The sequence below is a fragment of the Salinicola sp. V024 genome, assembly GCF_052645315.1.
In genome coordinates, this window is sequence record NZ_JBQXYB010000004.1 from 18958 (window position 1) to 45559 (window position 26602).

The 26602-nt window shown below is 62.6% G+C and carries 27 protein-coding genes; 15 read left to right on the top strand and 12 right to left on the bottom strand.

Translation table 11 applies throughout. The features are described 5' to 3' along the window. Positions 1-40: 40 nt before the first annotated feature. Positions 41-1312, top strand: a complete 1272-nt coding sequence (locus ACUN9V_RS07800; protein WP_445510990.1) for an MFS transporter — start codon at positions 41-43, stop codon at positions 1310-1312. 106 nt (positions 1313-1418) lie between these two features. On the opposite strand, the gene ACUN9V_RS07805 is transcribed toward ACUN9V_RS07800, so the two are convergent. Beyond that, positions 1419-1844: a VOC family protein gene (locus ACUN9V_RS07805; RefSeq protein WP_075563749.1), complete on the bottom strand. Its 426-nt coding sequence runs from the start codon at positions 1842-1844 to the stop codon at positions 1419-1421. 142 nt (positions 1845-1986) lie between these two features. Between ACUN9V_RS07805 and ACUN9V_RS07810 the strand changes: the two genes are divergently transcribed. After that, on the top strand, positions 1987-2868 hold the full coding sequence (locus ACUN9V_RS07810; protein WP_445510991.1) for a LysR family transcriptional regulator: 882 nt from the start codon (positions 1987-1989) through the stop codon (positions 2866-2868). A gap of 95 nt (positions 2869-2963) precedes the next feature. Further along, a complete protein-coding gene (locus ACUN9V_RS07815) occupies positions 2964-3830 on the top strand; it encodes a pirin family protein (RefSeq protein WP_445510992.1) in 867 nt (288 codons plus the stop codon). Positions 3831-3880: 50 nt separating this feature from the next. Here the strand turns inward: ACUN9V_RS07815 and ACUN9V_RS07820 are convergent, their stop codons facing one another. The 4 genes from ACUN9V_RS07820 to ACUN9V_RS07835 form a co-directional block, all read right to left on the bottom strand. Next, entirely contained in the window at positions 3881-4804 is a 924-nt protein-coding gene (locus ACUN9V_RS07820; RefSeq protein WP_445510993.1) for a lysophospholipid acyltransferase family protein, read from the bottom strand. Positions 4805-4844: 40 nt separating this feature from the next. Beyond that, positions 4845-5222 carry a DUF4870 family protein gene (locus tag ACUN9V_RS07825; protein ID WP_075563745.1) on the bottom strand — a complete coding sequence of 126 codons (378 nt, stop codon included), beginning with the start codon at positions 5220-5222 and terminating at the stop codon, positions 4845-4847. Between the two features lie 140 nt (positions 5223-5362). After that, positions 5363-6283, bottom strand: coding sequence for a TatD family hydrolase (locus ACUN9V_RS07830; protein ID WP_075563744.1), 921 nt, complete (start codon positions 6281-6283; stop codon positions 5363-5365). A gap of 1 nt (position 6284) precedes the next feature. Beyond that, the gene (locus ACUN9V_RS07835) at positions 6285-7151 is read right to left on the bottom strand and encodes an EboA domain-containing protein (protein ID WP_445510994.1); all 867 of its coding nucleotides are present in this window, start codon (positions 7149-7151) and stop codon (positions 6285-6287) included. Between the two features lie 301 nt (positions 7152-7452). On the opposite strand from ACUN9V_RS07835, the gene ACUN9V_RS07840 reads away from it, so the two are divergent. Continuing rightward, on the top strand, positions 7453-8892 hold the full coding sequence (locus tag ACUN9V_RS07840; protein ID WP_445510995.1) for an alkaline phosphatase family protein: 1440 nt from the start codon (positions 7453-7455) through the stop codon (positions 8890-8892). A 140-nt stretch (positions 8893-9032) separates the two neighbouring features. Here the strand turns inward: ACUN9V_RS07840 and ACUN9V_RS07845 are convergent, their stop codons facing one another. The 4 genes from ACUN9V_RS07845 to ACUN9V_RS07860 form a co-directional block, all read right to left on the bottom strand. Continuing rightward, complete coding sequence (locus tag ACUN9V_RS07845; RefSeq protein WP_445510996.1) at positions 9033-9914, bottom strand: UbiA family prenyltransferase; 882 nt, start codon at positions 9912-9914, stop codon at positions 9033-9035. A gap of 47 nt (positions 9915-9961) precedes the next feature. Continuing rightward, the gene (eboE, locus tag ACUN9V_RS07850) at positions 9962-11146 is read right to left on the bottom strand and encodes a metabolite traffic protein EboE (RefSeq protein WP_445510997.1); all 1185 of its coding nucleotides are present in this window, start codon (positions 11144-11146) and stop codon (positions 9962-9964) included. Then, positions 11133-12425 carry a 3-dehydroquinate synthase gene (locus ACUN9V_RS07855; protein WP_445510998.1) on the bottom strand — a complete coding sequence of 431 codons (1293 nt, stop codon included), beginning with the start codon at positions 12423-12425 and terminating at the stop codon, positions 11133-11135. The genes eboE and ACUN9V_RS07855 overlap by 14 nt, the downstream gene beginning before the upstream one ends. A 307-nt stretch (positions 12426-12732) precedes the next feature. Then, complete coding sequence (locus ACUN9V_RS07860; protein ID WP_445510999.1) at positions 12733-14022, bottom strand: MFS transporter; 1290 nt, start codon at positions 14020-14022, stop codon at positions 12733-12735. Between the two features lie 500 nt (positions 14023-14522). On the opposite strand from ACUN9V_RS07860, the gene ACUN9V_RS07865 reads away from it, so the two are divergent. Next, entirely contained in the window at positions 14523-15905 is a 1383-nt protein-coding gene (locus ACUN9V_RS07865) for an MFS transporter (protein WP_445511000.1), read from the top strand. Positions 15906-15922: 17 nt separating this feature from the next. Here ACUN9V_RS07865 and ACUN9V_RS07870 read toward each other — a convergent pair whose 3' ends face one another. Both ACUN9V_RS07870 and ACUN9V_RS07875 read right to left on the bottom strand, forming a co-directional pair. Then, positions 15923-16597, bottom strand: coding sequence for a 2OG-Fe(II) oxygenase (locus ACUN9V_RS07870; protein ID WP_445511001.1), 675 nt, complete (start codon positions 16595-16597; stop codon positions 15923-15925). Positions 16598-16604: 7 nt separating this feature from the next. Beyond that, positions 16605-17273, bottom strand: a complete 669-nt coding sequence (locus tag ACUN9V_RS07875) for a CoA pyrophosphatase (protein ID WP_445511002.1) — start codon at positions 17271-17273, stop codon at positions 16605-16607. Positions 17274-17386: 113 nt separating this feature from the next. On the opposite strand from ACUN9V_RS07875, the gene ACUN9V_RS07880 reads away from it, so the two are divergent. Next, positions 17387-17944: an NUDIX hydrolase gene (locus ACUN9V_RS07880; protein ID WP_110692310.1), complete on the top strand. Its 558-nt coding sequence runs from the start codon at positions 17387-17389 to the stop codon at positions 17942-17944. Between the two features lie 187 nt (positions 17945-18131). On the opposite strand, the gene ACUN9V_RS07885 is transcribed toward ACUN9V_RS07880, so the two are convergent. Further along, positions 18132-18473, bottom strand: coding sequence for an NGG1p interacting factor NIF3 (locus ACUN9V_RS07885; protein ID WP_445511003.1), 342 nt, complete (start codon positions 18471-18473; stop codon positions 18132-18134). A 226-nt stretch (positions 18474-18699) separates the two neighbouring features. On the opposite strand from ACUN9V_RS07885, the gene ftsB reads away from it, so the two are divergent. The 9 genes from ftsB (at position 18700) to rpoS (ending at position 26428) form a co-directional block, all read left to right on the top strand. Continuing rightward, a complete protein-coding gene (ftsB, locus tag ACUN9V_RS07890; protein ID WP_075563366.1) occupies positions 18700-19023 on the top strand; it encodes a cell division protein FtsB in 324 nt (107 codons plus the stop codon). Then, positions 19020-19769, top strand: a complete 750-nt coding sequence (gene ispD, locus ACUN9V_RS07895) for a 2-C-methyl-D-erythritol 4-phosphate cytidylyltransferase (protein ID WP_445511004.1) — start codon at positions 19020-19022, stop codon at positions 19767-19769. The genes ftsB and ispD overlap by 4 nt, the downstream gene beginning before the upstream one ends. Continuing rightward, positions 19766-20269 carry a 2-C-methyl-D-erythritol 2,4-cyclodiphosphate synthase gene (ispF, locus tag ACUN9V_RS07900; RefSeq protein ID WP_439284000.1) on the top strand — a complete coding sequence of 168 codons (504 nt, stop codon included), beginning with the start codon at positions 19766-19768 and terminating at the stop codon, positions 20267-20269. Before ispD ends, ispF begins: the two co-directional genes overlap by 4 nt. Continuing rightward, complete coding sequence (gene truD, locus ACUN9V_RS07905; protein WP_445511005.1) at positions 20266-21348, top strand: tRNA pseudouridine(13) synthase TruD; 1083 nt, start codon at positions 20266-20268, stop codon at positions 21346-21348. The genes ispF and truD overlap by 4 nt, the downstream gene beginning before the upstream one ends. Before the next feature lie 88 nt (positions 21349-21436). Continuing rightward, on the top strand, positions 21437-22189 hold the full coding sequence (gene surE, locus ACUN9V_RS07910) for a 5'/3'-nucleotidase SurE (protein WP_075563346.1): 753 nt from the start codon (positions 21437-21439) through the stop codon (positions 22187-22189). 19 nt (positions 22190-22208) lie between these two features. Next, complete coding sequence (locus tag ACUN9V_RS07915) at positions 22209-22844, top strand: protein-L-isoaspartate(D-aspartate) O-methyltransferase (RefSeq protein ID WP_445511006.1); 636 nt, start codon at positions 22209-22211, stop codon at positions 22842-22844. Next, entirely contained in the window at positions 22841-23761 is a 921-nt protein-coding gene (locus tag ACUN9V_RS07920; RefSeq protein WP_075563344.1) for a DUF368 domain-containing protein, read from the top strand. The genes ACUN9V_RS07915 and ACUN9V_RS07920 overlap by 4 nt, the downstream gene beginning before the upstream one ends. A gap of 72 nt (positions 23762-23833) precedes the next feature. Beyond that, a complete protein-coding gene (locus tag ACUN9V_RS07925; RefSeq protein ID WP_445511007.1) occupies positions 23834-24994 on the top strand; it encodes a peptidoglycan DD-metalloendopeptidase family protein in 1161 nt (386 codons plus the stop codon). 459 nt (positions 24995-25453) lie between these two features. Then, positions 25454-26428: an RNA polymerase sigma factor RpoS gene (gene rpoS / locus ACUN9V_RS07930; protein ID WP_075563342.1), complete on the top strand. Its 975-nt coding sequence runs from the start codon at positions 25454-25456 to the stop codon at positions 26426-26428. Positions 26429-26602 lie beyond the last annotated feature (174 nt).

Sequence of the window (26602 nt, forward strand, 5' to 3'; positions counted from 1 at the left end):
TCCCCGGTCGGCTTCGGTCATCGATATCGGGAGAACCGGGTTGTCTCGCCACTCCTCATCCGAGATCCACCGCACCACGCAGGCCACTCATCATCAGTTGGAACGCGAAGCGGAAACCGTCGAGAGCGGCTTCATTGAACGCGGCCAGCGGGGCTACCGGCCGACCATGCTGGCGCTGTTCCTCGGCGCCTTTTCGACCTTCGTGCTGCTCTACTGCGTTCAGCCGCTGCTGCCGATTCTGTCGGATGCATTTGGCATCGATGCCGCGACCAGCAGCCTGTCGCTGTCGGTCGCGACCGGTATGCTGGCGATCGGGCTGTTGATCACCGGGCCGATCTCGGACGCGGTGGGGCGCAAGTCGGTCATGACGGTCGCGTTGCTGGCGGCGTCCATCTGCACGCTGCTGGCGGCGGTGATGCCCAACTGGACCGGCATTCTGATCATGCGGGCCCTGGCGGGGCTGTCGCTCTCCGGGCTGTGCGCGGTGGCGATGACCTATCTCAACGAGGAGATTCATCCGCGCTACGTGGGCCTGTCGATGGGGCTCTACATCAGCGGCAACTCGATCGGCGGCATGAGCGGGCGCCTGATCAGCGGGGTGATGGTGGACTGGGTGCCTTGGCGCGTCACTTTGGCGATCATCGGCATCGTGGCGCTGATCGCGGCGCTGCTGTTCATGCGCTGGCTGCCGCCATCTCGGCACTTCACGCCGCGCCCGCTCAACTGGCGCAGCGTGCTGTCCGGATTCACCGTTCACTTCAAGGACCGGGGGCTGCCCTGGCTATTCCTCGAAGCTTTCCTGTTGATGGGCGGTTTCGTCACACTCTACAACTATATCGCCTACCGTCTGCTGTCCGAGCCCTATCAGGTGAGCCAGGCCCTGGTGGGCCTGCTGTCGATCGTGTATCTCTCGGGTACCTACAGCTCGGCCTGGGCGGGGTCGCTGGCGGATCGGCTCGGGCGTCAGCGAATATTCTGGATGTTCATCGCGATGATGCTGGCAGGTCTGGCGATAACGCTGTTCGAGCCGATCAGCCTGATCCTGATCGGCATGCTGGTCTTCACTTTCGGCTTTTTCGCCGCGCACTCGCTGGCCAGCGGCTGGGTCGGCCAGCGCGCCCGGCAGGCCAAGGGACAGGCGTCTTCGCTCTATCTGTTCAGCTATTATCTCGGCTCCAGTGTGGCCGGCACGCTCGGCGGCGCGTTCTGGTTCTGGGGCGGCTGGAACGGGGTCTCGCTATTTATCGCGGTGCTATTGCTGGTGGCGCTGGCCATCGGCGTCGTGCATCTGAGGCGGCTGGAACCGGCCTGACACCCGACATCCTCCGGCGATGCTTCAAACGACGTTCTGGGAACGACAAGGCCGCTGATCTGAGTCGTTCAGGATCGGCGGCCTTGTTCGGTTGGCTGACGGGGTGTTACTTGGCGAATAGCTGACCCATATCCTTGAACGCCTTGAACTCCAGGGCGTTACCGCACGGATCCAGCAGGAACATGGTCGCCTGCTCGCCCGGCTGGCCCTGGAAGCGTACGTACGGTTCGATCACGAACTGGGTGCCAAAGCCTTTGAGACGCTCGGCCAGCGCTTCCCACTCCGGCCAGCTCAGCACGATACCGAAGTGCGGCACCGGCACATCGTGGCCGTCGACCGGATTGGTATGGGCGGATTGCTGCGACGGCGTCTGCGGGTGCTCATGAATCACCAATTGATGACCGTAGAAGTCGAAATCGACCCACTGTTCGCTGGAGCGGCCTTCGCTCAGGCCGAACGTTTCGCCGTAGAACTTGCGGGCGGCAGGCAGGTCGTGAACCGGAATGGCGAGGTGGAAAGGGGATAGCGCCATGGAAGAGCTCCTCAGGTCTTGGATGAAACGGATCGTGGCAATTTCAGTGGTTGTATTCTGATGGCGAATAAATTTGATGAAAAGCGCATAATATTGCTGTCTGCTATCAAATTATCTGGATTCACGGCGTCGTTTTCCTGCCATGTTCAAAGCGCTTAAGACCTTTCTCGCCGTCGTGCGTTACGGCACGTTTTCCGCCGCCGGCAATGCCGTCGGGCTGACCCAGTCCGCGGTCAGTGCGCAGATCCGCAAGCTCGAGGCCGATATCGGCGAGCCGCTGTTCGAACGTACCGGACGTGCCGTCCGGCTAAACGCGGCCGGTCGCCGGCTATTGCCGCAGGCCAACGAGATGCTGACGCTTGCCGAGCGGATCCGTCATTCCGGGGTGGACGGTTTGTGCGGCGAATGGCATCTCGGCGCGATCGCCAGCCTGCAGAGCGGGGCGTTGCCCGAGGTTCTGCAGACGCTGACCCGCGATGCGCCAGGGGTGATGACTCGTGTAGTGCCCGGTGTCTCGTTGGCGCTGCTCGACCAGGTCGATAAGGGTGATCTGGACATGGCGTTGATCGTCCGGCCGCCGTTCGCGTTGCCTCCCGAGCTCTATTCCCGAGTCATTGCTCGCGAGCCGTTCGTGCTGATCGCACCGCCCGATGTCGAGGGCGGGGCAGTGGAATCGCTGCTCGAAAACCATCCGCTGGTGCTCTACGACCGGGGTTCTTTCGGGGGGCGCCAGGTGGTGCGCTTTCTCGAACGGCGACGGTTGCGGCCGGAAATCCGGCTGGAACTCGACGAGATCGACGCTATCGCGCGAATGGTGGAGTGCGGTCTTGGCGTCGCGCTGATTCCGCTTACCGGATTGTGGCGCCGCCAGCAGCCGTTGCCGGTGCGGGTGATCTCGCTGGAAGAGCAGCGCTTTCATCGTGAACTGATCATGGTGTCCCGGCTCTCGCCGGACCAGTCGCCGCTGGTAGCGTTGATCGAAGAAGCGCTGCTGAAGGCCCAAAGACATTCGCCCCCTCCATGAATCGATGATTCGATGCAATGAAGCGGTGAAGATCATTCGCTTTTTTCGCGCGTGGCGTGCTCTAGACTGCAATCAAACGAATCAAGGAAACCTTTATGTCTGCATTCGTAGCACGCCGTATCATCGCCCAGCACCCGGCCATTCGCGACGACATCGGCGATCTGACGACTCGCCGGCCGTTACCGGGTCCCGGGCTCGATCAGCTCGACCCCTTCCTGTTTCTCAACCATCACGGGCCGCAGGTCTATCCGGCCAACAACGGCGGGCTGCCGTTCGGGCCCCACCCGCACCGAGGGTTCGAGACCGTGACCTTCATTCTCGAAGGTTCGCTGGCGCACGCCGATAGTGCCGATCACCAGAGCGTGATTCGTGCCGGTGGCGTGCAGTGGATGACGGCGGGCAGTGGCATCGTGCATGCCGAAATTTCACCGCCCGAGTTTCTGCGTGACGGCGGCCCGCTGGAGATTCTGCAGCTATGGATCAATCTGCCGGCCAGCCTGAAGATGACTGAACCGCGCTACGTCGGGCTGCAGCGAGATTCGATCCCGGCCATTGCGCTGGACGGTGGCGGCGAGCTTTGTCTGATCGCCGGTGAGCACGGCGCATCGACAGGCCCCATCGAGACTCTGACCGACGTCTTCATGTCGACGCTGTCGCTTCCCGCCGGCGCGAGCCATCGGCTGACGGCGCCGAGTGGCCGCCAGGTCTTTCTTTACGTCGTCGATGGCGAGGTGACGGTGGGCGGCGAACCGGTCAAGCCGCGGCATCTGGTCGAACTAGATCGTGGCGGCGATAGCGTCGAAATCGAAGCCACCTCCGACGCTCGACTGCTATTCGGCCACGCTGATGCGATCGAGGAACCGGTGGTGTCGCACGGTCCATTCGTGATGAATACTCGTGACGAGATCGCCACGGCGATCGACGATTACCAGGCAGGACGTTTCGGCGGTCTGGCGCAGTAACGCGGTTGTTTCGATAACACGGGGCTTTCCATGCCCCGATCCCTCGACGATCAACGCTTGCTGTACAGGCGCTGTTCGCGATATCCGGGAACCTTCTGCTGCTCCAGCTCGGTCTTCTTCCAGCGCTTGTATTCCCACTGATACTGAGCCGGGTCGAGGGCGATGGCGGCTTCGACGCAGGCATTGACACCGGCGGCCGATGTCACCTCGTCGCTGTCGTAGACGCGGTTGTCGGCGGCGAGAAAATGAATCGCGAAGCCGCGGCCTTCAGGCAGGCGCCTGGCGACACCGGTGACCACACGAGCCTGGGTACGCGCTACCAGCTTGGGCAGCAGCGTGGCGGTATAGGCGGGGCGGCCGAAGAAGCCGGCGAAGACACCGCTGCCCCAGTCGGGCTCCTGGTCCGGCAGGATCCCCACGGCTTCGGCACGCTTGAGCGCCTTGAGCAGGGCGGCGACGCCACGCGGGTTGGTCGGTACCAGTTCGGCGCCCATTCGTTCGCGACCATGACGGATGACAGGGTCGAGGTCGGCAATCTTGGGCGGCTCGTACATCGCGGTGAAAGGGAAGTGGCTGGATAGCCAGAAATTGAGCATTTCCCAGTTGCCGAAATGCGGCGCCAGCACGATCACACCGCGATTGTCGGCGCGCGCATTGTCGAGTAGCTCGCGGCCGTGGACCTCGACGACCGACGCTTCGACGCGCTTCGGCCTGGCAAGCCAGGCGAATCCGAGCTCCAGCATGGTGGCGGCGGAATGGCGCAGGCTGGTCTTGATCCGGTCGCGGCGCTTTTCGCTGGACTCATCAGGATAAGCAACCTCCAGATTGCGTCGAGTGACGTGACGTTCGCGTCGGGAAACGGCATACAGCACGTGGCTGGCCAGACCAGCCAGTGACCAGATCGTTTTCAAACGCCAATGCGACAGCAGGCGCCAGAGCAGATGGATGGCGCGAGCTTGCAGACTTTCGATCATGCGTTTCTCTTCTTCATTGCGCGTCGACTTGGCGGGCCGGTTACCATAGCCAGCTCTCGACCTTGTCAGGTGCGCGGTGTTCCTGCAATGCCTTGAACCCGATCACGCAACGCACGATCAGCCACACGGCCTGCAGTGCCATGAGCACGAATCCGATCAGCACGAAGGCCAGTATCCAACTGATGCAGGCGTAGAGCAGGCCGATCCAGAAAGTACGAATATGGTAGCGATAGTGCTCGTCCAGCCAGCGTGGACCGTTACCCCGATAGACATAGGCAATGATCACGCCAATCACCGGGGTGATGCCGGTGATGAAGACGCCGAGCAACAACGCGTAGACGATCATGGCCAGCGTGGTGTCCGGTCGCCTCGCTGCGGTATTGGATTCTGCGACGACGTTATCGATCGGCGAAGGCATGAGATTCCTCTCGTCGGCGTGCGGTAGTTGTCCGCATTTTGCCGTCGAGAGGCGTCGGTTGCCACTCCGCTGAAATTATCGATAAGAGATAGCGGTAGGAAATGCCGGTGACTGATGACGAATAGGAGGGAACGCGGGCGTCATTCGATGAGCAGATTGTCTCGGCGCCTTGCGGGAGTTGCCTCGACAAGAGGATCGCGGCCGCCACGCAGAATCGAGTTGCCTTCGAATAGCGTGCGCTGGTCGATGGGGGCCGGATCGAGCCAGTCGGCGGCGTGCATCTGACCGCTCTTGCCATAGACCGTGAGTGCGTTTTCATAGGTGACCCGACGCACCACGGATTCGGCGATGCCGGATTCGAGCGCCAGCTGCGCCGTCTTGGGGACGCCAAGGCAGTCGGAAATTCCCCAATCGCAGGCGCTGTCGACGATGATGCGGTCCCCGCCGTACTGCTTGAGCAGTTCGACCATGCGCGCATTGCCCATCTTGGTCGAGGGATAGATCGAGAAGCCGGCCCAGTAACCCCGATCCAGTGTCTCGCGTACCGTCTCTTCATTGTTGTGATCGATCACGACCCAGGAGGGATCGAGCCCCATCTCCTCGCACACGTCCATCGAGCGCGAAGTGCCACGCTTCTTGTCGCGATGCGGGGTATGCACCATGACCGGCAGCTCGAGCTCCTTGGCCAGGGCCAGTTGGGCCCGAAAATACTTGTCCTCGAGCGGTGTCTGCTCGTCGTAGCCGATCTCGCCGATGGCGACCACGCCTTCCTTCATGGCGAAGCGTGGCAGCCACTCCATCACGCCCTCGGCCAGCGCTTCGTTGTTGGCTTCCTTGGAATTGAGGCCGATGGTGCAGTAGTGGCGAATGCCGAACTGGCCGGCGCGGAAGCGCTCCCAGCCGACCAGCGAAGACAGGTAGTCGACATAAGTGCCGACGAAGGTACGCGGCTGGCCGACCCAGAAGGCCGGTTCGACCAGCGCCACAATGCCGGCGGCGGCCATGGCCTCGTAGTCGTCGGTGGTACGGGACACCATGTGGGCATGGGGATCGATGAACATCTCAGGCGGCCTCTAGCAAAGTCAGGTTGTCCCAATTGATGCGGCCCTCGGCCACCAGTGCGGTGGTGGCGGGTGTCGTCAGCAACAGGGTTCGAGCGGAAGGGGTGTCGGCAGCGATCAACGCGAGAGTCGCCGCGCCACGTTCGTCGGGTGTTCCCGCCAGTGCGCGCTCAAGGGCTTCGTAAGCCGAGACGCTCTCCGCGAACGGGCCGATGCAGCGCCACAGTTCAGGGCTGACCTGGCGTCCGGCGGCCCAGCGCTCCTGGGCGTAATCGAGCAGAATTCTCGCCAGCTCGACGTTGGCACGTTCGTCCAGGCCGACGAAGGGACCCAATCGACTGCCGATGAACAGCGCCTTGAGCACCATGTGGTTCCAGCGGTGCTCGTCGAAGTGGTCGCGCGGGTAGGGGTTGCGGTGAACGATGGACTCGAACACGGCCCGCATGTTGGAGCGCAGCCCCTCACCCACCTCGAAACTCAGCAACTGCGGTTGAGGGTAGAGCGCCAGGCCGCGATACAGCGTGACCAGTTCGCGGGCATCGGCGGTTCTGACCAGATCCTGAAACGTGGCCGGGAACGGTCGCGGGCCCTGGAAGATAAGCAAGGCGGCGATACGGGCCGCGCCATCGAGACTCCAGCCCGAGGGGTTCCAACCGGGGTAGGCCTGATTCGCCAGCGCCAGATCAGTCGGTGACAGGATCAGATCCTGCTTGCCGAGACGACGGGGCGCGAGACCCAGAAACAGGTGCAGATCACGTTCGTTAGCGCTCTCGCCGAGTCGGGCGTATTGCGTCTTCAGCCAGTAGGCCTGTTCAGGTGTCTGGCGACAGACCCACTCGCGCAGCAGCGCCAAGGATGTAACGGGCATGTAAAAATTCCGGCCTGATATTCGATGGCACTACTCTATCGGCTGTTGAAAACAATCCCCAAGCTCAATTATCTGGCTAATTAAAGCGCCATTTCTGAACGATAAATTGGTTTTTAACAGGAAGGTTTTAATCCCTTTTCATCCCGATTCAGTCAGGTGTTTAGTCATAATTTCGTATAATGGAGTGAAAAAGTGAATGCCGGTTGTCTGGCTTCTGCCTGGCTGATATGCAGTCTTTACATATCGTTTCGATAGGTTCGTGACGATGGTAATCAGATGACTGAATCGGCAGACAGGTACCATGCACAATACCCTGGTAATTCTCGTGGTGGGGCTGACGCCCCAACTGGTCGGTGAACATACACCGGCCTTGAAACGCCTGGCCGAGCGGGGCGGGTTGCGACCGCTCGATACCGTAACGCCTGCGGTGACCTGTAGTGTCCAGGCAACGCTCGCGACCGGTTTGTCCCCCGGCGAGCACGGTGCGGTGGCCAATGGCTGGTATTTCAAGGATCTCGCCGAGGTCTGGTTCTGGCGCCAATCCAATCGCCTGGTCGCCGGTGAAAAGATCTGGGAGGCCGGCAAACGGAAGAATCCCGACTTTACCTGCGCCAAACTGTTCTGGTGGTACAACATGTACTCGACGGCAGACTGGAGCGCGACTCCTCGGCCCATGTACCCTGCAGACGGTCGCAAGTTGCCGGATCATTACACCTATCCGCCTGCACTGCATGACGAACTCGACGAACGATTGGGAACGTTTCCGCTGTTCAGCTTCTGGGGGCCGATGGCCGACATCTCCTCTAGCCGCTGGATCAGCGATGCCACGCGCCATGTCATGGAAACCCGCGACCCGACACTGACGCTGACTTACCTGCCGCATCTCGACTACAACCTCCAGCGTCTCGGGCCGGATCTTGCCCACCCTGAATTGCAGCGTGACCTCAGAGACGTCGATGCGTTGTGCGGCGAGCTGATCGACGCGGCCGACCGGGAAGGGCGGCGGGTCATCGTGGTGTCCGAATATGGCATCACCCCGGTGCGCGATGCCGTGCATATCAATCGTGCCCTGCGCGAAGCGGGTCTGGTCGCCGTACGTCGGGAGGAGCATGGGCGCGAACAGCTCGATGCCGGAGCGTCGCGGGCGTTCGCGGTGGCCGACCACCAGGTGGCACACGTCTATGTCCGCGATCCCGCAGAAATTCCCAAAGTCAGGGCGCTGCTCGAAGGGCTCGAAGGCGTGGAGGCCGTCTGGGGAGACAGCGAGAAGCGTGAACAGGGGCTCGATCATCCCAACTCGGGCGATCTGGTGGCGATTGCCAAATCCGACCGCTGGTTCAGCTACTACTACTGGCTGGATGATGCCTTGGCGCCGGACTATGCGCGTACCGTCGATATCCACCGCAAGCCGGGGTACGACCCGGTGGAGTTGTTCTTCGATCCTGCGCTGAAGTCGCCCAAACTGTCGGCGGGCTGGCGTCTCGCCAAGCGCAAGCTGGGCATGCGCCAGCTGCTGGATGTCATTTCGCTCAAGGACACCACGCTGGTCAAGGGCGCCCACGGGCGGGTGACAGACGACCCAGACATGGGGCCGCTGGTGATCTCGTCCGAAGCGGATCTGCTGCCTCAGGGCGCGCTCAAGGCCGTCGATTTCAAGGCGCTGGTACTGACACATGTATTCGGGGACGAGAAAGGCGATACGTCGCCGCGGGAGACCGCCGCCGATGCTGCCAGCGCCTGAGGCGGTCGCGCTTCAGCGTCGAGTCATGGCATAGGAGATATCGAGAAACGCAGGCAAGCCGGGCCGGCACCTTAACGATGCCGCCCCGGCTTTTTGTGTTTCAGAGGTTGTCGGCGATCAAATGCTGCCTCTCCCAGTGTTCAAGTGCCGGAAGTCACTCGCTGCAGCGCCAAGGTCGCGGCGAATGCCAGCACGCCCAGCAGAGCCATCCCATCCGCGCCCATGGCCGCCATCAGCGTGGCGTCATAGAGCGAGATGGCGGCGATCAGACCCACGACGGCACGGGGCACGTCCCCCGGTGCGCGGCGAACCAGCCACATCAGGCAGCGCGCTCCCCAGGCCAGATAGCCCAGCCACAGCGCCAGGGCGAGCAGCGAAGGTTCAGGGCCGGTCAGCATGGTCGCCAGCATCAGGACGACGGGTACGGCCAATATGCCGAGGGGCCAGGCGGCACCCAGCCGGTCGTAGGCTTCCTGACGAGCGGCATAGGTCAGGCCGACGACATGACAGGCGAGACCGAGCGCGCCCCAGATGACCATGTCGTTGAGCGTGCTGGTGACAGCCAGAGCGGCCGTCAGGTAGGTCAGCAGGCGGCATGCCCCCATCAGTACCGGGCTCCAGCCGATCCGCTTGTGCCACCAGTCGTAGCTCAGGATCGCGGCGACCAGTGCAAGCCCCATCACCCCGGCGGAGAGATCGCTCAGAAACAGCAGCAGGCTACCCAGTGCGAGCATCCCGGCCCCCAGCAGCGTGACGATCAAACGATCGATGTCGCCCCGCGGGATAGGCCGATCGGCGCGCTCACGCGCGTCGATCTCGGCATCGCAAGCGTCATTGAGGTACATCCCGCCGAGGTAAAACAGCGTCAAAGCCAGAAGCAGAGCGAGAGCCGAGGGAGTGTGCCATAGAGCGCCCGCCCCGGCGCCGGCCAACACGATGCCGGCCAGCGCGTTGCTCCAGACCGTTGGCAGGTTGGAAACCCGGCCCAGCTCCAGCCAGACCTTGGAGTTGAGCCCGGGCACCCTTGAACTCCGTAGCGTGGAAGATTCTGGTTCTGACATTGGCACGCTCAGGTCAGCTGCTGTTTGACCCAGTTCAGCTCTCGCGCCACCGCCGTCTCCACGCTCTCGGTGCGTAGGTTCTCCGGTAATACCTGCCATGTGTAGGTCTCCACTTCCAGATGCTGGGAAATCGGCTGCTGACGATGCAGAGCGAGAATCTCGGCGAGAAACGACTGCGTGGTCTCGAACGGCGCAATGGCGTCCACGAAGATCGGCACGTGAAAGTGCACTCGCCACTCCTCGCCATCGGTGCGGGCGTCGTCAGCCAAAGCCTCGGGGAGGTCCGCATACCGCACCAGCCCGTCATCTGCGGCGACCACGACCTGGTGTAGATAGGTGCGTTCGCAGAATGGCGCCAGCGCCTCGCGTTTGGCGGCATCGAATTGCGGAATCCGCAGCGCCGCGCTCAGTTGCAGCTTGTGGATGGGAATGCCTGCCGTGCGCAGGGCTTCGATGCTGGTGGTCGGATCTTCGAACTCGACTGCGGCGTGACAGACGTCGTAGCAGACGCCGAGGTGGCGTGGCAGCGCCTGCTTCGCCTCGTCGAGCGACAAGCCACTGAGTTCGCTCAGGCGAACTGCGGCGGCGTCGGAATAGAGCCAGTCGCGGAAGAAGGCAACGGTTTCCGCGATGGTTTCCAGGAAGCAGTGGGGCTCGGGCTCCAGTGCAATCGCGATGGTCACCTGGGTCTTCTGGGCGAGCTCGACACAGTGAGCCGCCGCCTTGAGCATATTGTCCGCCATCTGCGCTTCCGCGCCCTCGGCCAGCGGCTTATAGGTACCGGGCACGGTGCTCAGGCTCAAGGTGTCGCCAGCGGCACCGAGTTCACTCATCAGATCGGCCAGCCAGCAGGTGTAGTCGAGCCGGGCGCGCTGCTTCCAGTCGGGCTGATAGACGTTCTGTTTGACCGGGATGCCGTGGAAGGGGCCGAACGGGAATCCGTTCATGGTCACTATGCGGTAGTTCTCCCGGGCGAGAATGTCCTTGAGCTCGGCCCGTGCATCGGGGGCGCGAAGCTCCTCCAGCGCCTGAGCCGACAGGCGCAACCCCACGCCGAAGGTCGCCTCGGGGGAGACGGCTTCACGCACCCGTTTCACCGGCCCTAGCAGTGCTTCACGCACGGCTTCCCAGGTCTGGGTCGGATGAATATTGAGACAGTAGGTCAGTTGACCCAGATCATCAGGCAGCTGCATGGCTATTCGCCTCTTCTCGCAGCCAGTCGATCGCGGCTGTCATGGTGGTTTCATCGATCTCGTGAACGTCATGCCCACGACCCAGGCCGGCCAGCAGCGTAATCGTCAGCTCACCGCCGAGATGTTCCTGGAATTCTCTGAGGCCCGTCAGTATGGCGGGTTGGCCATCGTCATCGATTTCCAGCAACTGGGCATGGAAGACCGGCAGACCCAGGCGCTTTAACAGCCACACGATGCGCCACTCGGCACCGACGGGGAGCAGGCCCGTCAATACGGAGTAACGGGCATCGAGGGCGATGCCGATGGCGACGGCTTCACCGTGGCTGATGCCGTGGTGGGTCAACGCCTCGAGTTTGTGCGCTGACCAGTGCCCGTAATCCAGCGGGCGCGACGAGCCCAGCTCGAACGGATCGCCACCGCGGCCGATCTGCTGCATGTGCAGTTCGGCACTGCGCCGGATCATGATCTCTTCGGTGCGCGGGTCGAACTCGGCCAACGAATCGGCATTGGCTTCCAGCCAGTCGAAGAAAGCGCCATCGCGAATCAAAGCCACCTTGATCGCTTCGGAGATACCGGCGATTCGGTCCCGTCGCGAGAGTGTGCTCAGAAAGTCGAAGTCGTTGAGCACCGCCCAGGGTGGCGCGAAGGTACCGATAAAGTTCTTGTGGCCTTTGAAGTTGACGGCATTCTTGACCCCGACGCCGCTGTCGTTCTGCGACAGCACGGTGGTCGGCAGGCGAATCAATCGCACACCGCGATGGCCCATGGCCGCGGCGAGTCCGAGTGCATCCAGCACTGCGCCGCCGCCGATGACGATGACGTAGGCATGTCGATCGACACCAAAGCGCTGGATATCTTCCAGCACCCGGTCGATCGTCTCCCGGTTGGTCTTGATGGCTTCTCCACCCGGCACGGTAATCGGTGCGGTCACCAGGGTCATCTGACTCGCATGGGTAGCGAAGTAGGCGTTGATTCGGGACTCGAGATCCGGCCAGGTAGCGGCAATGCCGGCGTCGACGTAAATCAGGCAGCGGTGATTCTTGCCCGGCTCTTTGCGTGAAATGGCGTCGGCCAGTAGCGAGTTGTCGGGGGAGAAGATTTCGCGGGTAAACGCGACGGGGTAGTCATAGGCAACGGAAAATCGCTGCCAATGGATCTCAGTCGATGATGATCGTTGAAAAGTATCTTGCTGCCTGATCGACTGCGGCTGCGTCGTGAAGGATGGCGAATCGAGGGCGACATTGCCATCGATCGAAAACGATAATGCGGGCCGGTTCATGGAGTTATCGCCTGCGTAAGGGGTCCGAAAACGAAAAAGCGGACCGCTTCGTTATCGGGCGGTCTCGCTTGGCCTCTAGCTTGGATTTCGCACAGCTAGCTTCGGGGTTGTACCGGGCAGGCGACAAGAATGGTTCTTTTGCTACGAAGTATTAGCAGCTTATCGAGTTTTTGAATGTGTCGGCACTCATTAAAACGTCGGCGAGGGTAGAAAGATGACGCTAACCCACTGTCAGGGCTTCAAACTTGCCACCCGGAAATGACCAGGCAGCTCTCTGCTCCTGGCCACCGGCGAACGTCATTGGGCATTACATCGACTTGCCGGCGGGTTCCGCGCGTGGCGCCTCCACCGGTTCCTCCTCGACGCCGTCGAGCCGGTCGGCGCGACGCAGCACCGGGAAGCTCCACATCCATAGCCCGACGATCGCCAGCGTACCCACCGAGCCGATGACCGCCGCGGGCACGGTGCCGAACCAGGAGGCGGTGACGCCGGATTCGAACTCGCCGAGCTCGTTGGAGGCGCCGATGAACAGCATGTTGACGGCGTTGACCCGGCCGCGCATCTCGTCCGGCGTGGCCAGCTGCAACAGCGTCAGGCGGACGTAGACGCTGATCATGTCGGCGGCGCCGGCGATCAGTAGCGCGCCGAACGAGAGCCAGAACCAGTGGGAAAGCGCGAACACCAGGTTGGCGATGCCGAACACCGCCACCGCCGCGAACATGATCATCCCGGCGTGGCGCTTGATCGCGCGTACGCCGAGATAGAGCCCCATCAGAAAGGCGCCGATGGCGATCGAGCTGCGCAAGGCGCCGAGCCCTTCCGGGCCGACATGGAGAATTTCGTGGGCGTAGACCGGCAGCAGCGCGACGATGCCGCCGAACAGCACGGCGAACAGGTCCAGCGAGATGACGCCGAGAATCACCGGTTTGTTGCGGATGTAGTGGATGCCGGCGGTGAAACGTTGCCAGGCGGTGTCGGTGGTCTCGATACGTTCGAATGCGTAACGCACCGGCACGCCCGCCAGCGCTATTTGAGCGACGACAAAGCAGCCCAGGTTGACGCTGTAGGTCAGCGTCGGGCCGAAGGCATACAAGAGGCCGCCCAGCATCGGCCCGCCGATGACACCGATCTTCATGATCGACGAGTTGACCGCGATCGCCTTGCCCAGTTGGTCACGGGGAACGATCTGGGGCAGCAGGCTTTGCAACGTCGGCCCGGTGAACGCCCGGGCGGCCCCGAACAGCACCAATACCGCATAGAAGGGCACCGGCGAATCGGGTTGTTTCAACGACAGCAGAATCAGCATTACGCTGCAGAGTGCCTGAGCGGCCCAACTGAGCTGGAGGATGCGTTTACGGTCGAAGCGATCGACCACATCACCGGCCGGCAGTAGCAGCACGACCATCGGCAGAAACTGCGCCAGGCCCACGTAGCCCAGCGTCAATGGGTCGTGGGTGATGTCGTAGACCTGCCACGCCACCACGATCGCCTGGATCTGCATGGCGAAGACTGCGCAAAGACGGGAAGCGAGAAACGGCGCGAAGCCGGGCTGGCGATAAACGGGGCTGTCGGGACTGGCGGAAGCATCTGCGGGCATGGTGACCTGGTCGTGAGGCAGGAGAAGAGAAAAGCAGGCGGATTAGCGTGCTAATGGCCAAGCATACGCCGTTATGTGGCAAAAAGCCGCTGGCGGTGTCTTGGGGCATCACGGGGTACGTCACATCGACCATCACCTAACTCTTCGGTCGTGCCTCAAGAAGCGTCATTTCGATAGTATTTTGTAGGTCAAACGCACTCTTTGGATAACGCCGGATAATGGTGAGCGCGGCGATGCGCCAAAGCGGCGCAATAGAGCCTTTTTCAGACGTTTTTTTGGCTTCTTTTGGCGCAGGGCCGGGCGTATAGTGCGCTCGCTCCCGCCCGTGGCGTCGCCTCTGCTGCAAGAGTCGATTCTGCTGATCCCGCGTGCGAGCCGCTACTCCACTTTCTGGTCGTTCGAGTCGGTCTTACGATGACTCGAACGGAATCTTCGGCTGCGGTGCTTCGAGTGCCGATCGCCGAGCTTATTCGCTGTGCATTTTCGAGGTCCGTGGCCTTATGTCTCGGCAGTTGCTCTCCATGGCGCTGGCACCGCTGTTGGGTCTTTTCATCCTGGGTATCGGCAACGGTTTTCTGGCCTCGCTGATTACCCTGCGGCTGGATGCGGCCGGTGAGTCCGTCACCACCATCGGCTGGGTCTCGGCTGCCTATTACATCGGGCTGGCCATCGGGGCGTTGTTCAACGATCGACTGCTGCTGCGGATCGGCCACATTCGCGCGTACGCCTGCTTCGCCTCGCTGGTTGCAGTGACCGTGCTGCTGCAGGGCATGTGGCTCAACGCCGATCTGTGGTTCACGCTGCGCCTGATCGGTGGCTGGGCGACGCTGGGCGTCTATCTGGTGATCGAGAGCTGGCTGCTGACCGCTGCCGACACTCGCGTTCGCGGGCGGCTGCTGGCGCTCTACATGATCGCGCTTTACGGCGCCGGGGTCATCGGACAGCTACTACTGGGCGTGGCGGATCACGCCGGTGCCAGTCAGCCGTTCATGGTCATCGCCATGCTGGCCTCGTTGTCGGTGCTGCCGCTGGGCATGATTCCGCGAGTCTCGCCGCTGATCGAGCACGCCGAGCCATTGTCGCCCTGGCGACTGATCACCGTGACGCCGACCGGCGTCATGGGCTGTTTCGGTTCGGGCCTGGCGGTATCGGCGATCTACAGCCTGCTGCCGCTCTATCTGCAGCGCAGCGGCTTCGAGGTGCAGCAGATCGGCGAGATGATGGCGATCGTGATTCTTGGCGGCATGCTGCTGCAGTATCCGATCGGCCGCTGGTCGGATCGCCACGACCGTCAGATCGTGCTGATTCTGATCGGTGGGGTGCTGGCAGTGCTATGCGGCGGCGTCATGCTGCTGCCGGATCTGCCCGGCCTGATGGCGGCCATGCTGTTCCTGATCGGCGGAGGCGTGTTCGCGCTCTACCCGGTGGCGGTGAGCCACGCGGCCGACCGCGCGCCGGCCGGTGCGCTGGTGCGAATGAGCCAGGGTCTGCTGCTGATCAATGCGCTGGGCGCGACCCTCAGCCCGCCGCTGATCACGCCGCTGATGATTCATGTCGGCGATGTGGGGCTGTTCGTGGCGCTGGCCGGGTTGGGTGCGGTGCTGGTGGCGTTCTTCGTCTGGCGGCGTAGCCGGCGTCCGGCACCGACGCCGGTGGCACCGTTCACCTCCAATCCGCAGCAGTCGGTGGTGGGCGCCGAGCTCAGCGTGACCGACGAGCTGGTACAGGGCGCGATCGAGCACGAACATCAGGAAGATCTCTCGCAGGTGGTGCCGGATGTGGAAACGGCACTGCCGGATGAGGGGGCGAGCGAACCCGTGACGCCTGGCGTGGAAGTTCGTGAAGCGGAAGCCGCCGGACGGCAGCGGTCGACGATCGACTGATCAGGTGGGCACGAGGTTCAGCGAGCCGGGTCGATCACGCCACCGAGCGAGGCATTGCGCCGGAACCAGCCGGCGATGCTGACTCGAGGCAGCCGGGTCGGCAGTACTTCATGCGGGATGCGATCGGAGAGGAAGCAGGCGAAAGTGCCGGCTTCGGGATGCACGCGGGCCACCTCGCGCTCGGTGTCATGTTCGTCGTAGAGCGCCATTTCGCCACCGCCGTCGGTAGGCCAGTCCGGGTTGAGGTAGAGCACCGTCGAGATGATGCGGTTGGCTCGGCCGCGGAAACTGTCGTAGTGCTTGCGATAGAAGGCTCCCGGCGGATAGTGGGCGAAGTGGGCCTCGAATTCGAACAGCCCCGCGTAGAGCGCGACGTTGATCTGCTGCTGGAGCTCGCCCATCAACGCCAGATAGCGTCGCTGTGCCAGGCTCTCGCGGTCCAGCCAGTGGATCGCGTCGCCTCGGATGTCGCGTCGCAGTGTGCGCTCGTCGCCACGGCCGATGGCCGCCTCCTGCAGCGCGGCCAGATGATGCAGTCGCTCCAGCTCTTCCCGCAATTCCCGGCACAGCGTCACGTCCAGAAATCCCTCGCCGACATACCAGCCGTGTTCCACCAGACCATCGATCAACGCGGGTAGCTGCGCGCTGTCCCAGAAGTCGTGAAGGGCGTCATTCGCGGTGATAGGCGTCATCGAGAACTCACTTGGCTATCTTGCCGGCGGCACGGGAGTCGCGCGGAGAGTGTGCGGCGGTCTGGCGGCGGCGCTGCGGGTGATAGCGCAACTCCCCTTGCGCGGGCTTGCGGTCCAGGGCGATATCGCTGCCGAAGCCCACGGCCAGCAGCTCCACCAGCATCATCGCGGACAGGCCCCAGATCACGCGATTCTCGAAAGGGTAGCTGGGAACGTACCAGGGTTGGTCGTCGACCGGGATGACGTCGGTATGACTGCGGCGATCCTCGATGAAGTAGCGCAGCGGTACCTCGAAGATCGCGGCGATCTCGCCCGGCTCGGCCTGCAGTGGCAGGTCCGGGGCGATCAGGCCGACGAACGGCGTCACCCGCAGGCCATGCAGCGACATCACATCACTCAGGCGCCCGATGATATCGACCTGGGCGGCCTCGAGAGCGATCTCCTCATGGGATTCCCGTAGCGCCGTGGCGAGCAGATCCCGATCCTCCGGCTCACGCTTGCCCCCCGGAAAGGCGACCTGACCGGCATGCTGAGCAAGATGCGCCGTGCGCTGGGTGAACAGTAGTGTAGGGTCGGGACGAGCGACGATGGGGAGAAGTACCGCCGCCTGGGGGTAGGCGTCATCCAATTGACAGGGGCGATGTGCTTGCAGGCGTTCGCGGAGTGTCTCTAACATGCGTTTTCGACTCTAGACTGGTCAGCGTACCGATCGACGATGGCTGGCGGTTCCTGCGAGGTCCCGGGAACTCGAGGCTCTCTCAATTTGCGATCCTGTGGACTTGAATCTCTATGAACTACTGTAGCCACTGCGGGCATACCGTGCGTTTCGCGATTCCCGACGGCGACGACCGTCCGCGGTTCCTGTGCGACGCCTGCGGCACCATCCATTATCAGAATCCACGCATCGTTGCCGGCACGCTACCGGTCGCCGGCGAGCGCATTCTGCTCTGCCGCCGGGCCATTGCACCGCGCAAAGGGTTCTGGACGCTGCCGGCCGGTTACATGGAGAACGCGGAGACGGTGGAGCAGGCGGCGCTGCGTGAAACGCGCGAGGAGGCCCGCGCCGTCGTCGCCGATCCGACACTGTATACCCTGATCAGCTTGCCGCACATCAATCAGGTCTACATGATTTTCCTGGGCGATCTCGACGGCGATTTCGCCGCCGGCCCGGAGAGTCTCGAGGTCGAGCTGTTCGAGGAGTCGCAGATTCCCTGGGACGAACTCGCCTTTCCGACCATCGAGCGCACCCTCAAGCACTTCTTCGACGATCGACGCCGGGGCACCTTCGAATTGCATCTCAGCCAGATTGGCCAGGCGGAGCGGGAGCGTTACTTCGGCTCCGCTTGAGCGGGCGTCTACAAAACGGCTGCACTCGGCAATACAGCGTTGAAATCGACCTCAAAATACTCATTTACGGCAAGTAAACTCCGTTTTTTCGTTCGATTTCGCCTTGTCTTGCCAGCGTTCGCCTGCTTTGTAAACACCCTCTGATGACGCTCAGTAGTGGCGAGAGGCGGCTCGTTTCAGGCTTGTCTCACGCCTGGAGCGGCGACTCGGGCAGCGAATCCAGGTCGCTCAACGGCCACACGTCGTAAGCCGGTTCTTCGTAGGGGTGGGCCTCGATCAGCGCCGTGATCGCGGCGCGTATCCGGAGATCCTCGCATACCAGCTCGACCCGATACTCTTCGACGATTTCCAGGGTATCCACCGCACCGATATGCGGCCGAGCGCCTTGAAGAGGCCGAAACTGGCCCTGCCCGCGCATCTGAAAGCAGCACGCTTCGTAATTCTCGAAGCGTCCGGCACCGCTGGCGAAGACCGCGTCCTTGACGCTTTCCAGATGAGATTCGGGAACGAAGAACGCGAGCTTGTACATGGCCAGTTGATACCTGAGTGTTCGATCCGGATTCGGTCGTGGCGGTGGGCCGCATGCGGCGATGATGGCATAATGGCCCGCGCGCCGACAGCGGCCGGCTTTGCCCTGCCTAGGGCGCGGTGCCCGCAACGACGGGTTCGAAGCGGAGCGTTCGAGACGAATGGCGTCAATTGAACCGCGCGAAATCAACCGTACGAACGAATCGTGCCGATCGGAAGCCTTGGCGATGTGGAAATGGGTCATTGTGGTATTGGTTGTCATGCTGGGGCTGATGCAGTATCGGCTGTGGTTCGGCGAGGGCGGTATTCGGGAATTCAACGACATCCAGGCGCGCGCCGACGCTCTCGAAGGCGATACCGACACGCTTCAGGCCCGCAATGACCGGCTCGCAGCCGAGGTCGTCGATCTCAAGAACGGTCTCGATGCCATCGAGGAGCGGGCACGCAGTGACATCGGCATGGTTCGCCAGGACGAACAGTTCTTCTGGGTGCCCGGTGTCGCTGATCCCAAGGATGGCCCGGCCGCCAGTACGGGGGTAGTGCAGCGATGACCCTGTGGTTGATCGTACCCGCCGCCGGCCGTGGCCAGCGCATGCAGGCCGACCGGCCCAAACAGTATCTCTCGTTGCAGGGCAGAAGCGTGCTGGCACGCACGCTCGAGCGCCTGCATCAGGCCTTCCCCGACGCCGTCCTGCGGCTCTGCCTCGATCCCGACGACGACCGTTTCGACCCTCGGGATGTGCCCTTCGAGGATTGGCTGCGTGTCGCCGGTGGCGATGAGCGCGCCGACACGGTAGCCCGGGCGTTGGCGACACTGGAGGAACAGGCGGCTGCAGATGACTGGGTGCTGGTGCACGATGCGGCACGACCCTGCGTCAGGATCGAAGATCTGCAGGCCCTGCGCGCTGCGCTCGAGGACGAGGCGATCGGCGCACTGCTGGCGACACCGGCCGCCGACACCATGAAGCGTGCGGACGAGCGTGGCCGCGTCAGCCATACCGAGCCCCGTGAAGGTCTCTGGCACGCGCTGACGCCTCAGGTTTTCCGCTTCGATCTGCTGCGCCAGGCACTCGATGCGGCGTTGGCTACCGGCATGGCAGTGACCGACGAAGCCTCGGCGATCGAGGCCATGGGGCTTTCGCCTCGGCTGGTGGCGGGCAGTCGCGACAATCTCAAGATTACTCATCCCGAGGATCTCGCCATGGCGGCACGGATTCTCGCGGTCCAGACAGAATCAGCGTCGGAACTGGCGGCAGAATCGGCGTCGACCGCTACCGATCAAGGAGTCGAAGCATGAGTTTCAGAATCGGTCACGGTTTCGATGTCCACCGTTTCGGCGAGGGCGATCATCTGATGATCGGCGGCGTCCGGCTGCCGTTCGAGCATGGCTTCGTCGCGCATTCCGACGGCGACGTGCTGTTGCACGCGGTCAGTGACGCGCTGCTGGGCGCCTGCGCACTGGGCGACATCGGCCGTCATTTCCCGGATACCGATCCGGCCTGGAAAGGGGCGGACAGCCGGGCGCTGCTGCGCCACGTCGTGGGACTGGTGAACGATGCCGGCTATCGGATCGGCAATCTCGATGCCACGTTGATGGCGCAGGCGCCGCGCATGGCCGAGTCGATTCCGCACATGCGCGAGACGATCGCCGCCGATATCGGTGTCGAGCTGGGCGCGGTCAACGTCAAGGCGACGACGACCGAACGGCTCGGCTTTACCGGACGCGGCGAAGGCATTGCCGCCGAGGCGGTCGTATTACTCTTCAGTGGCGGCTCCTCAGGGGCGGCGGTTGAATGACTGAACGCGAGCCTCCATCGAACGAGCCGACACCGCCATCGACGGAATACTGGCCTCCGAGCTGGCACCATGCCGCGGGCCTGCCGGCTGCTGCCGGGGAGTACCGTCAAAGCGCGGAGGACTTCCAGGTCGAGGAGCAGTTCGATTTCGCGCCGGAAGGGCAGGGCGAACACTGGTGGCTGTGGCTGGAAAAACGTGGATTGACCACGCCGGATCTGGCGCGGCTGCTTGCGCGGGCGGTCGATATTCCGGTGCGGGATGTGGGGTATAGCGGCCTCAAGGACCGCAATGCGGTGACGCGACAATGGTTCTCGCTGGCCTTGCCCGGTCGCGAGCCGCCGGCCGATTGGGATGCCGGGCTGGCCGAGCGCGGCGTGACCTGCCTGGAAGCGGTGCGTCATCCGCGCAAACTGAAACGTGGCGTCCACCGGGCCAACCGCTTCCATTTGAGGATCAGCGGCGAGGCGGCCGTGTCAGGTGCCACGCGTGAACGCTGGGATCGGTTGGTGAGCGGCGGCGTGCCCAATTATTTCGGCCCCCAGCGCTTCGGCCCTGAGGGCCGCAATCTGCATCGCGCCCGGCAACTGCTGGCTCGCGGCTGGCGCAAGCGCCAGGATCCCCAGGGGCTACTGCTTTCTACCGCGCGCAGCTATCTTTTCAATGCGGTGTTGTCGGCTCGTGTCGCCGATGGCACCTGGTGCGTTCCGCAGCCCGGCGATGTGCTGAATCTGGAAGGCACAGCCAGCCGTTTCGCGAGTGCGACAGTCGATCAGGACCTAATGACCAGGGCCGAGGCGGGCGATCTACATCCCACCGGGCCGCTTTGGGGCGATGGGCGCCTGGAAAGCGACGCCCAGGTCGCCGAGCGAGAAACGGCGATCGCGACGGATTTTGCCGAGCTGAGCGAGGGGCTGGTGCAAGCCGGCGTGCGCCACGACAGACGGCCGTTGCGGCTGCGTCTCAAGGACGCTGACTGGACCCCGCAGGGCGATTCAGTGTGGCTCTCCTTTACCCTGCCGCGAGGGGCGTTTGCTACCTCGGTGCTGCGGGAGCTGTTTCGGCATTCGACGCTGATCTGATGGCCGGGCTGTTGTCCGGGGCTGTCGATTCGGGGCAGTCGTCTGGATCGGGACAAGCTGCATTGACGATCAATCAGGAGGACACGAGATGCGCAGACTGTTGTTGTCCAACGACGACGGTGTTCATGCCCCGGGGTTGAGAGCGTTGGCTCAAGCTCTTGAAGGCCACACCCGACTGCGGGTGGTGGCACCGGATCGCGACATGAGCGGCGCCAGCAACTCGCTGACGCTGACGCGGCCATTGGCGTTGACGTCGCTCGACGACGGTTTCTACAGCGTCGACGGCACGCCGGCGGACTGTGTCTATCTCGGCGTCAACGGGGTATGGGAAGAGAAGCCCGACCTGGTGATCTCCGGCATCAATCACGGCGGCAACCTGGGTGACGACGTGCTCTATTCCGGCACGGTGGCGGCAGCCATGGAGGGACGCAATCTGGGTATGGCGGCAATCGCGATTTCCCTTTGCGGTCAACGCCACTTCGACACCGCCGGGCGCGTCGCGGCCAGCCTGGTGGGCGCGGCGGAAAACCTGTCGCTGCCGCCGCGCAGTCTGCTCAACGTCAACGTGCCGGACCTTCCCTGGAGCGAAATTCGCGGATTCCGGGTGACTCGCCTGGGGTATCGCGGTCCGGCGTCGCAGCCGATCCACGTCAAGGATCCGCGCGGGCGCGACCGCTACTGGATCGCCGCGGTGTCGGAAAATGCCGACGATGGTCCGGATACCGATTTCGCGGCCATCGAGGCCGGTTTCGTCTCGATCACGCCGCTGCATACCGATCTGACCCGTCACGAGACGCTGAACGATGTACAGGGCTGGCTGGATGGACTGTCACACGTCTGAGGAATTGAACGGCGTCGGCATGACGTCGCAACGAACGCGCAATCGCATGGTCGAACGTCTGGCGGCTGGGGGGATTCGTCATGCCCGGGTGCTGGAGGTGCTGGCAGCGGAGCCGCGGCATCTGTTTCTGGACGAGGCGCTGGCGCACCGTGCCTACGAAGACACTTCGTTGCCGCTGGGACTGGGTCAGACGCTGTCTCAACCCTGGATCGTGGCCCGAATGAGCGAGCTGGTGGCGCTGGCCGAGCCGCAGCGGGTGCTGGAGATCGGCACCGGATCTGGCTACCAGACGCTGATTCTGTCGCGTCTGGTCAAGAGCGTCTGGAGCGTCGAACGCATTGCGGCGTTGCAGTCCCGGGCCCGCCAACGTCTCGTTCGACTCGGCGCGCACAACGTCAACCTGCGCCATGCCGATGGCGCCATGGGCTGGCCCCAGGCAGCGCCGTTCGATGTCATCTTGTTGACGGCCTGCGCCAGTGAGCCGCCACCGCCGCTGCTGTCTCAGCTGCGCGACGGCGGCGTACTGATCGCGCCGCTGGCGGATAGCGAGGGCCGCCAGTGGCTGACCCGAGTTCGCCGGCGCGGGCCGGTATTCGATCATCAGCGTCTCGAAGAGGTGCGTTTCGTACCATTGCTTGAGGGAGTCATCCGTTGAAGCGCATTGCGTCGACCGTATTGAAAGGCATGGGCATGGGCGCGGCGGATGCCGTGCCAGGGGTCTCGGGTGGCACCATCGCCTTGATCGTGGGTATCTACGAGGAGCTGATCGAGACCATCAAACGTTTCGGGCCGGGCGCTTTCGGGGTCTGGCGTCAGCAGGGCTTCGCCGGGCTGGTCAATCATCTCAATCTGCGTTTTCTGATTCCACTGGTGCTGGGAATCGTCATCAGTCTGGTGACGGTCGCGCATCTGGTGACCTGGTTGATGGCGCATCATGAGCTCTTGCTCAACGCGTTCTTCTTCGGACTGGTGTTGGCCTCGGCCTGGGTGGTGGTGCGTCAGGTGGGCCACTGGCGCTGGCGCTATCTGCTACCGGTGCTGCTGGGGCTGCTGGTGGCGGCATTCCTGCCGCATCTGTTGCCCGACATGAGCCAGGCAGGTAGTGCGACCTTGTTCGTGGCCGGGGCCATCGCGATCAGTGCGATGCTGCTGCCGGGGGTATCGGGCAGCTTCCTGCTGCTGGTCATGGGGCTCTACGGCACCGTGATGAACGGTATCAAGAGCTTCGATCTCGGACTGATCGCGATCTTCGGTGCGGGCTGTCTACTGGGCCTCTTCACCTTTTCCCGGCTCCTGTCGTGGCTATTGCGGCGTTATCACGCGATCACCCTGATGGCGATCGTCGGTTTCATTCTGGGTTCGCTGCCTCAACTATGGCCTTGGCGCCAGATCGCCAGTTACCGGATGGCCGGCGATGGCCAGCAGATAGCCTTGGCCTACCAGTATCTGGCGCCGTCGGAATACGCCGCGATCACCGGGCAACCCTCTCAGTGGATCGTGGCGACGGCGTTGATCGTCTTCGGCGTCGTGGTGGTAATGTGTCTGGGAGAGCGCAAGGAGGCCGCGACATGAGGCGTCTCGCCAATCACTCTCGATTTTTTCGTGGGCACTCTCGGCTTTTCGTGACGAAAAAGGAATTTTTCTATGAGTAAGCGTCGTACTGCACTGTTACTGGGGCTCCTCCCCGTCGTCGTCATCGGGCTCAATGCCTGCACGACATCGAGTGGCCGGCCCCAGGTGCAGGATCTTTCCGTTAGCCGCAACAGCGAGACGAATTCGACCTATACGGTCAAAGGCGGAGACACCATTTACGGCATCGCCTGGCAGAATCGGGTGGATTTCCGCGATCTGGCCCAGTTCAACGGCATTTCGCCCCCTTATCGTCTGGAACCGGGACAACAGTTGAAGCTGAAATCAGGTGCCAGTGTCAGCAATGCGCAGACGGTGGCCAGCAGCGGCGGCGTGACCGCAACCGGGCTCGATGCCTCGGGTTCGACGCAATCCGCAGCGGCGGAGGGCGACAATCCCTCCTGGCTGTTGCCTTCGGATAGCGAGACGCCGAGCTCGGGCGGGACGTCGAGTAGCGGTCAGGCAACGAATGTCGCATCGTCTTCGGCGCCGACCGGTTCCAACAGCGGTGGCCAAGGAGATTCCCAAGGCCAATCTCGGACCGTCGCTCAAAATGGGTCCCAAAACGCCTCCCCGCAAGGTTCGTCGGCGGCGAGCGCGGGCGGCAATGCCGGCGCTTCTCAGAGTGGTCGATCACAGCAATCTTCTGCCGCGGCCCCGGCTGACACCGGTTCGTCATCTTCTTCTGCTTCCATCAATCGGGGAAGCACGAAAACGGCTGCCGGCAACGACGCAGGCACGGAGGTGGCAGGCGAGCCCAGCGGGGCACCGGACCGTTCTGACAGAACCTACAAACCGGTCGAGAACGTGCCGTGGCAGTGGCCGACGAGTGGACAGGTGGTGGGTAAGTTCGATGGAGATTCGAACATAACCCCCGGCATTGATATTGCCGGGCAAAAGGGGCAACCTGTCAAAGCGGCTGGGCCAGGGATTGTGGTGTATGCCGGCGACGGTGTGCGGGGATATGGCAACCTCATCATCCTCAAGCACAATGATCGCTTCTTGAGCGCCTACGCGCACAACGACTCGTTGAAGGTCAAGGAAAACGATGTCGTCGAGACCGGAGAGACGATAGCCACCATGGGCCAGACGGATGCTGACCAGGTCGAGCTACATTTCGAGGTTCGCGTGAACGGACAACCTCAGGACCCACTCAAATACCTGCCTGCGCGCTGATCACGACATCGGCGCCATGGATCGCTGGCGATTCCTGGCGAGTCGCCTGCTGAACGCACACTGAATGGCACGCATCCGATTCCCTGCTTGGCGTAGTCTCCTATCGGGATGGCGTCGAGTGCGGTTCGAGGGCGATGTCATTCAAGGGCGGTGTCATTCAAGGGCTGTGCCATTCGAGACGGATGAGGTTCGAAGCCAAGATCATGCGAGGCATGAGTTCGGTGGCTCGAGGCGGGCCGAGATGCCGGACCGAGACAGGGCCGGTCAATAACGGAGTCAGCCAGGACCAGCCAGTAATAGGGCCAGCCAGTAATAGGGCCAGTCAGTAATAGGCTCAGCCAATAGATGGGCCGATATCAATAACTAGGGAAGGTTTAAAACTGCAAGGAATACGCGGTCGCCATACGGCAGGATTGCCATGGCGAGGTACTCAGGTAGCCAAGATTGGGGGTAGTGGACATGAGCATGCTTGAACGGGAAATTCAGGATGTTGAGCTCGAAGGTGTCGATGCCACAGAAGTCGATAACGACGACACGGGTCGCAAGGATGATGAAAGCGCTTTCGAGAAGGCGTTGAACCGTGAAGAAAATTCCTACCACCACAGCCTCGACGCGACGCAGATCTATCTTAACGAGATCGGTTTTTCGCCGCTGCTGACACCCGAAGAGGAAGTACATTACGGCCGGCTCGCTCAGAAAGGAGACCCGGCAGGCCGTCAACGCATGATCGAATCCAATCTGCGGCTGGTGGTCAAGATCGCCCGACGTTATCTCAACCGTGGACTGTCGCTGCTCGATCTGATCGAAGAGGGCAATCTGGGATTGATCCGTGCCGTCGAGAAATTCGATCCGGAGCGCGGCTTTCGCTTCTCGACCTACGCCACCTGGTGGATTCGTCAGACCATCGAGCGGGCATTGATGAATCAGACGCGAACGATCCGTCTGCCGATTCATGTGGTCAAGGAGCTCAACGTCTATTTGCGCGCGGCGCGTGAGTTGACCCAGAAGCTGGATCACGAGGCAACCGCTGAAGAGATCGCCGAATTTCTCGACAAGCCGGTGGGCACCGTCAAGCGGATGCTCGGGCTCAACGAGCGCGTCTCCTCGGTCGATTATCCGATGGGGGCCGAGAGCGACAAGCCGCTGATCGACACCATCGCCGACGAAAACGAGGACGGCCCGGAGTCCAACCTGGTCGATGACGACGTCAAGCAGCACGTCGACGAATGGCTGGTGGAACTCAGTGACAAGCAGCGCGAAGTTGTGCTGCGCCGTTTCGGTCTGCGCGGACATGAGGCCGCCACGCTCGAGGAAGTGGGTGAGGAGATCGGATTGACCCGGGAGCGGGTTCGTCAGATCCAGGTCGAGGCGCTCAAGAAGCTGCGCCGAATGCTGGAAAAGCAGGGCCTGTCGATGGATTCGATCTTCGAGTAGTAGGTGATCGGGCAGCAACAAATGCGCAAATGCAGGTGAAGGCCGGCCCCGCTATTGATCCGATCGCATACATGCGGCATTGTATGTAAACCTCGAGCCGAGGCGTCAGCGAGTTTGCCGACGCCTCGGTCGTTTGTTGTGTGATCCGGATGACGTCGATGACCATCGGCGTCT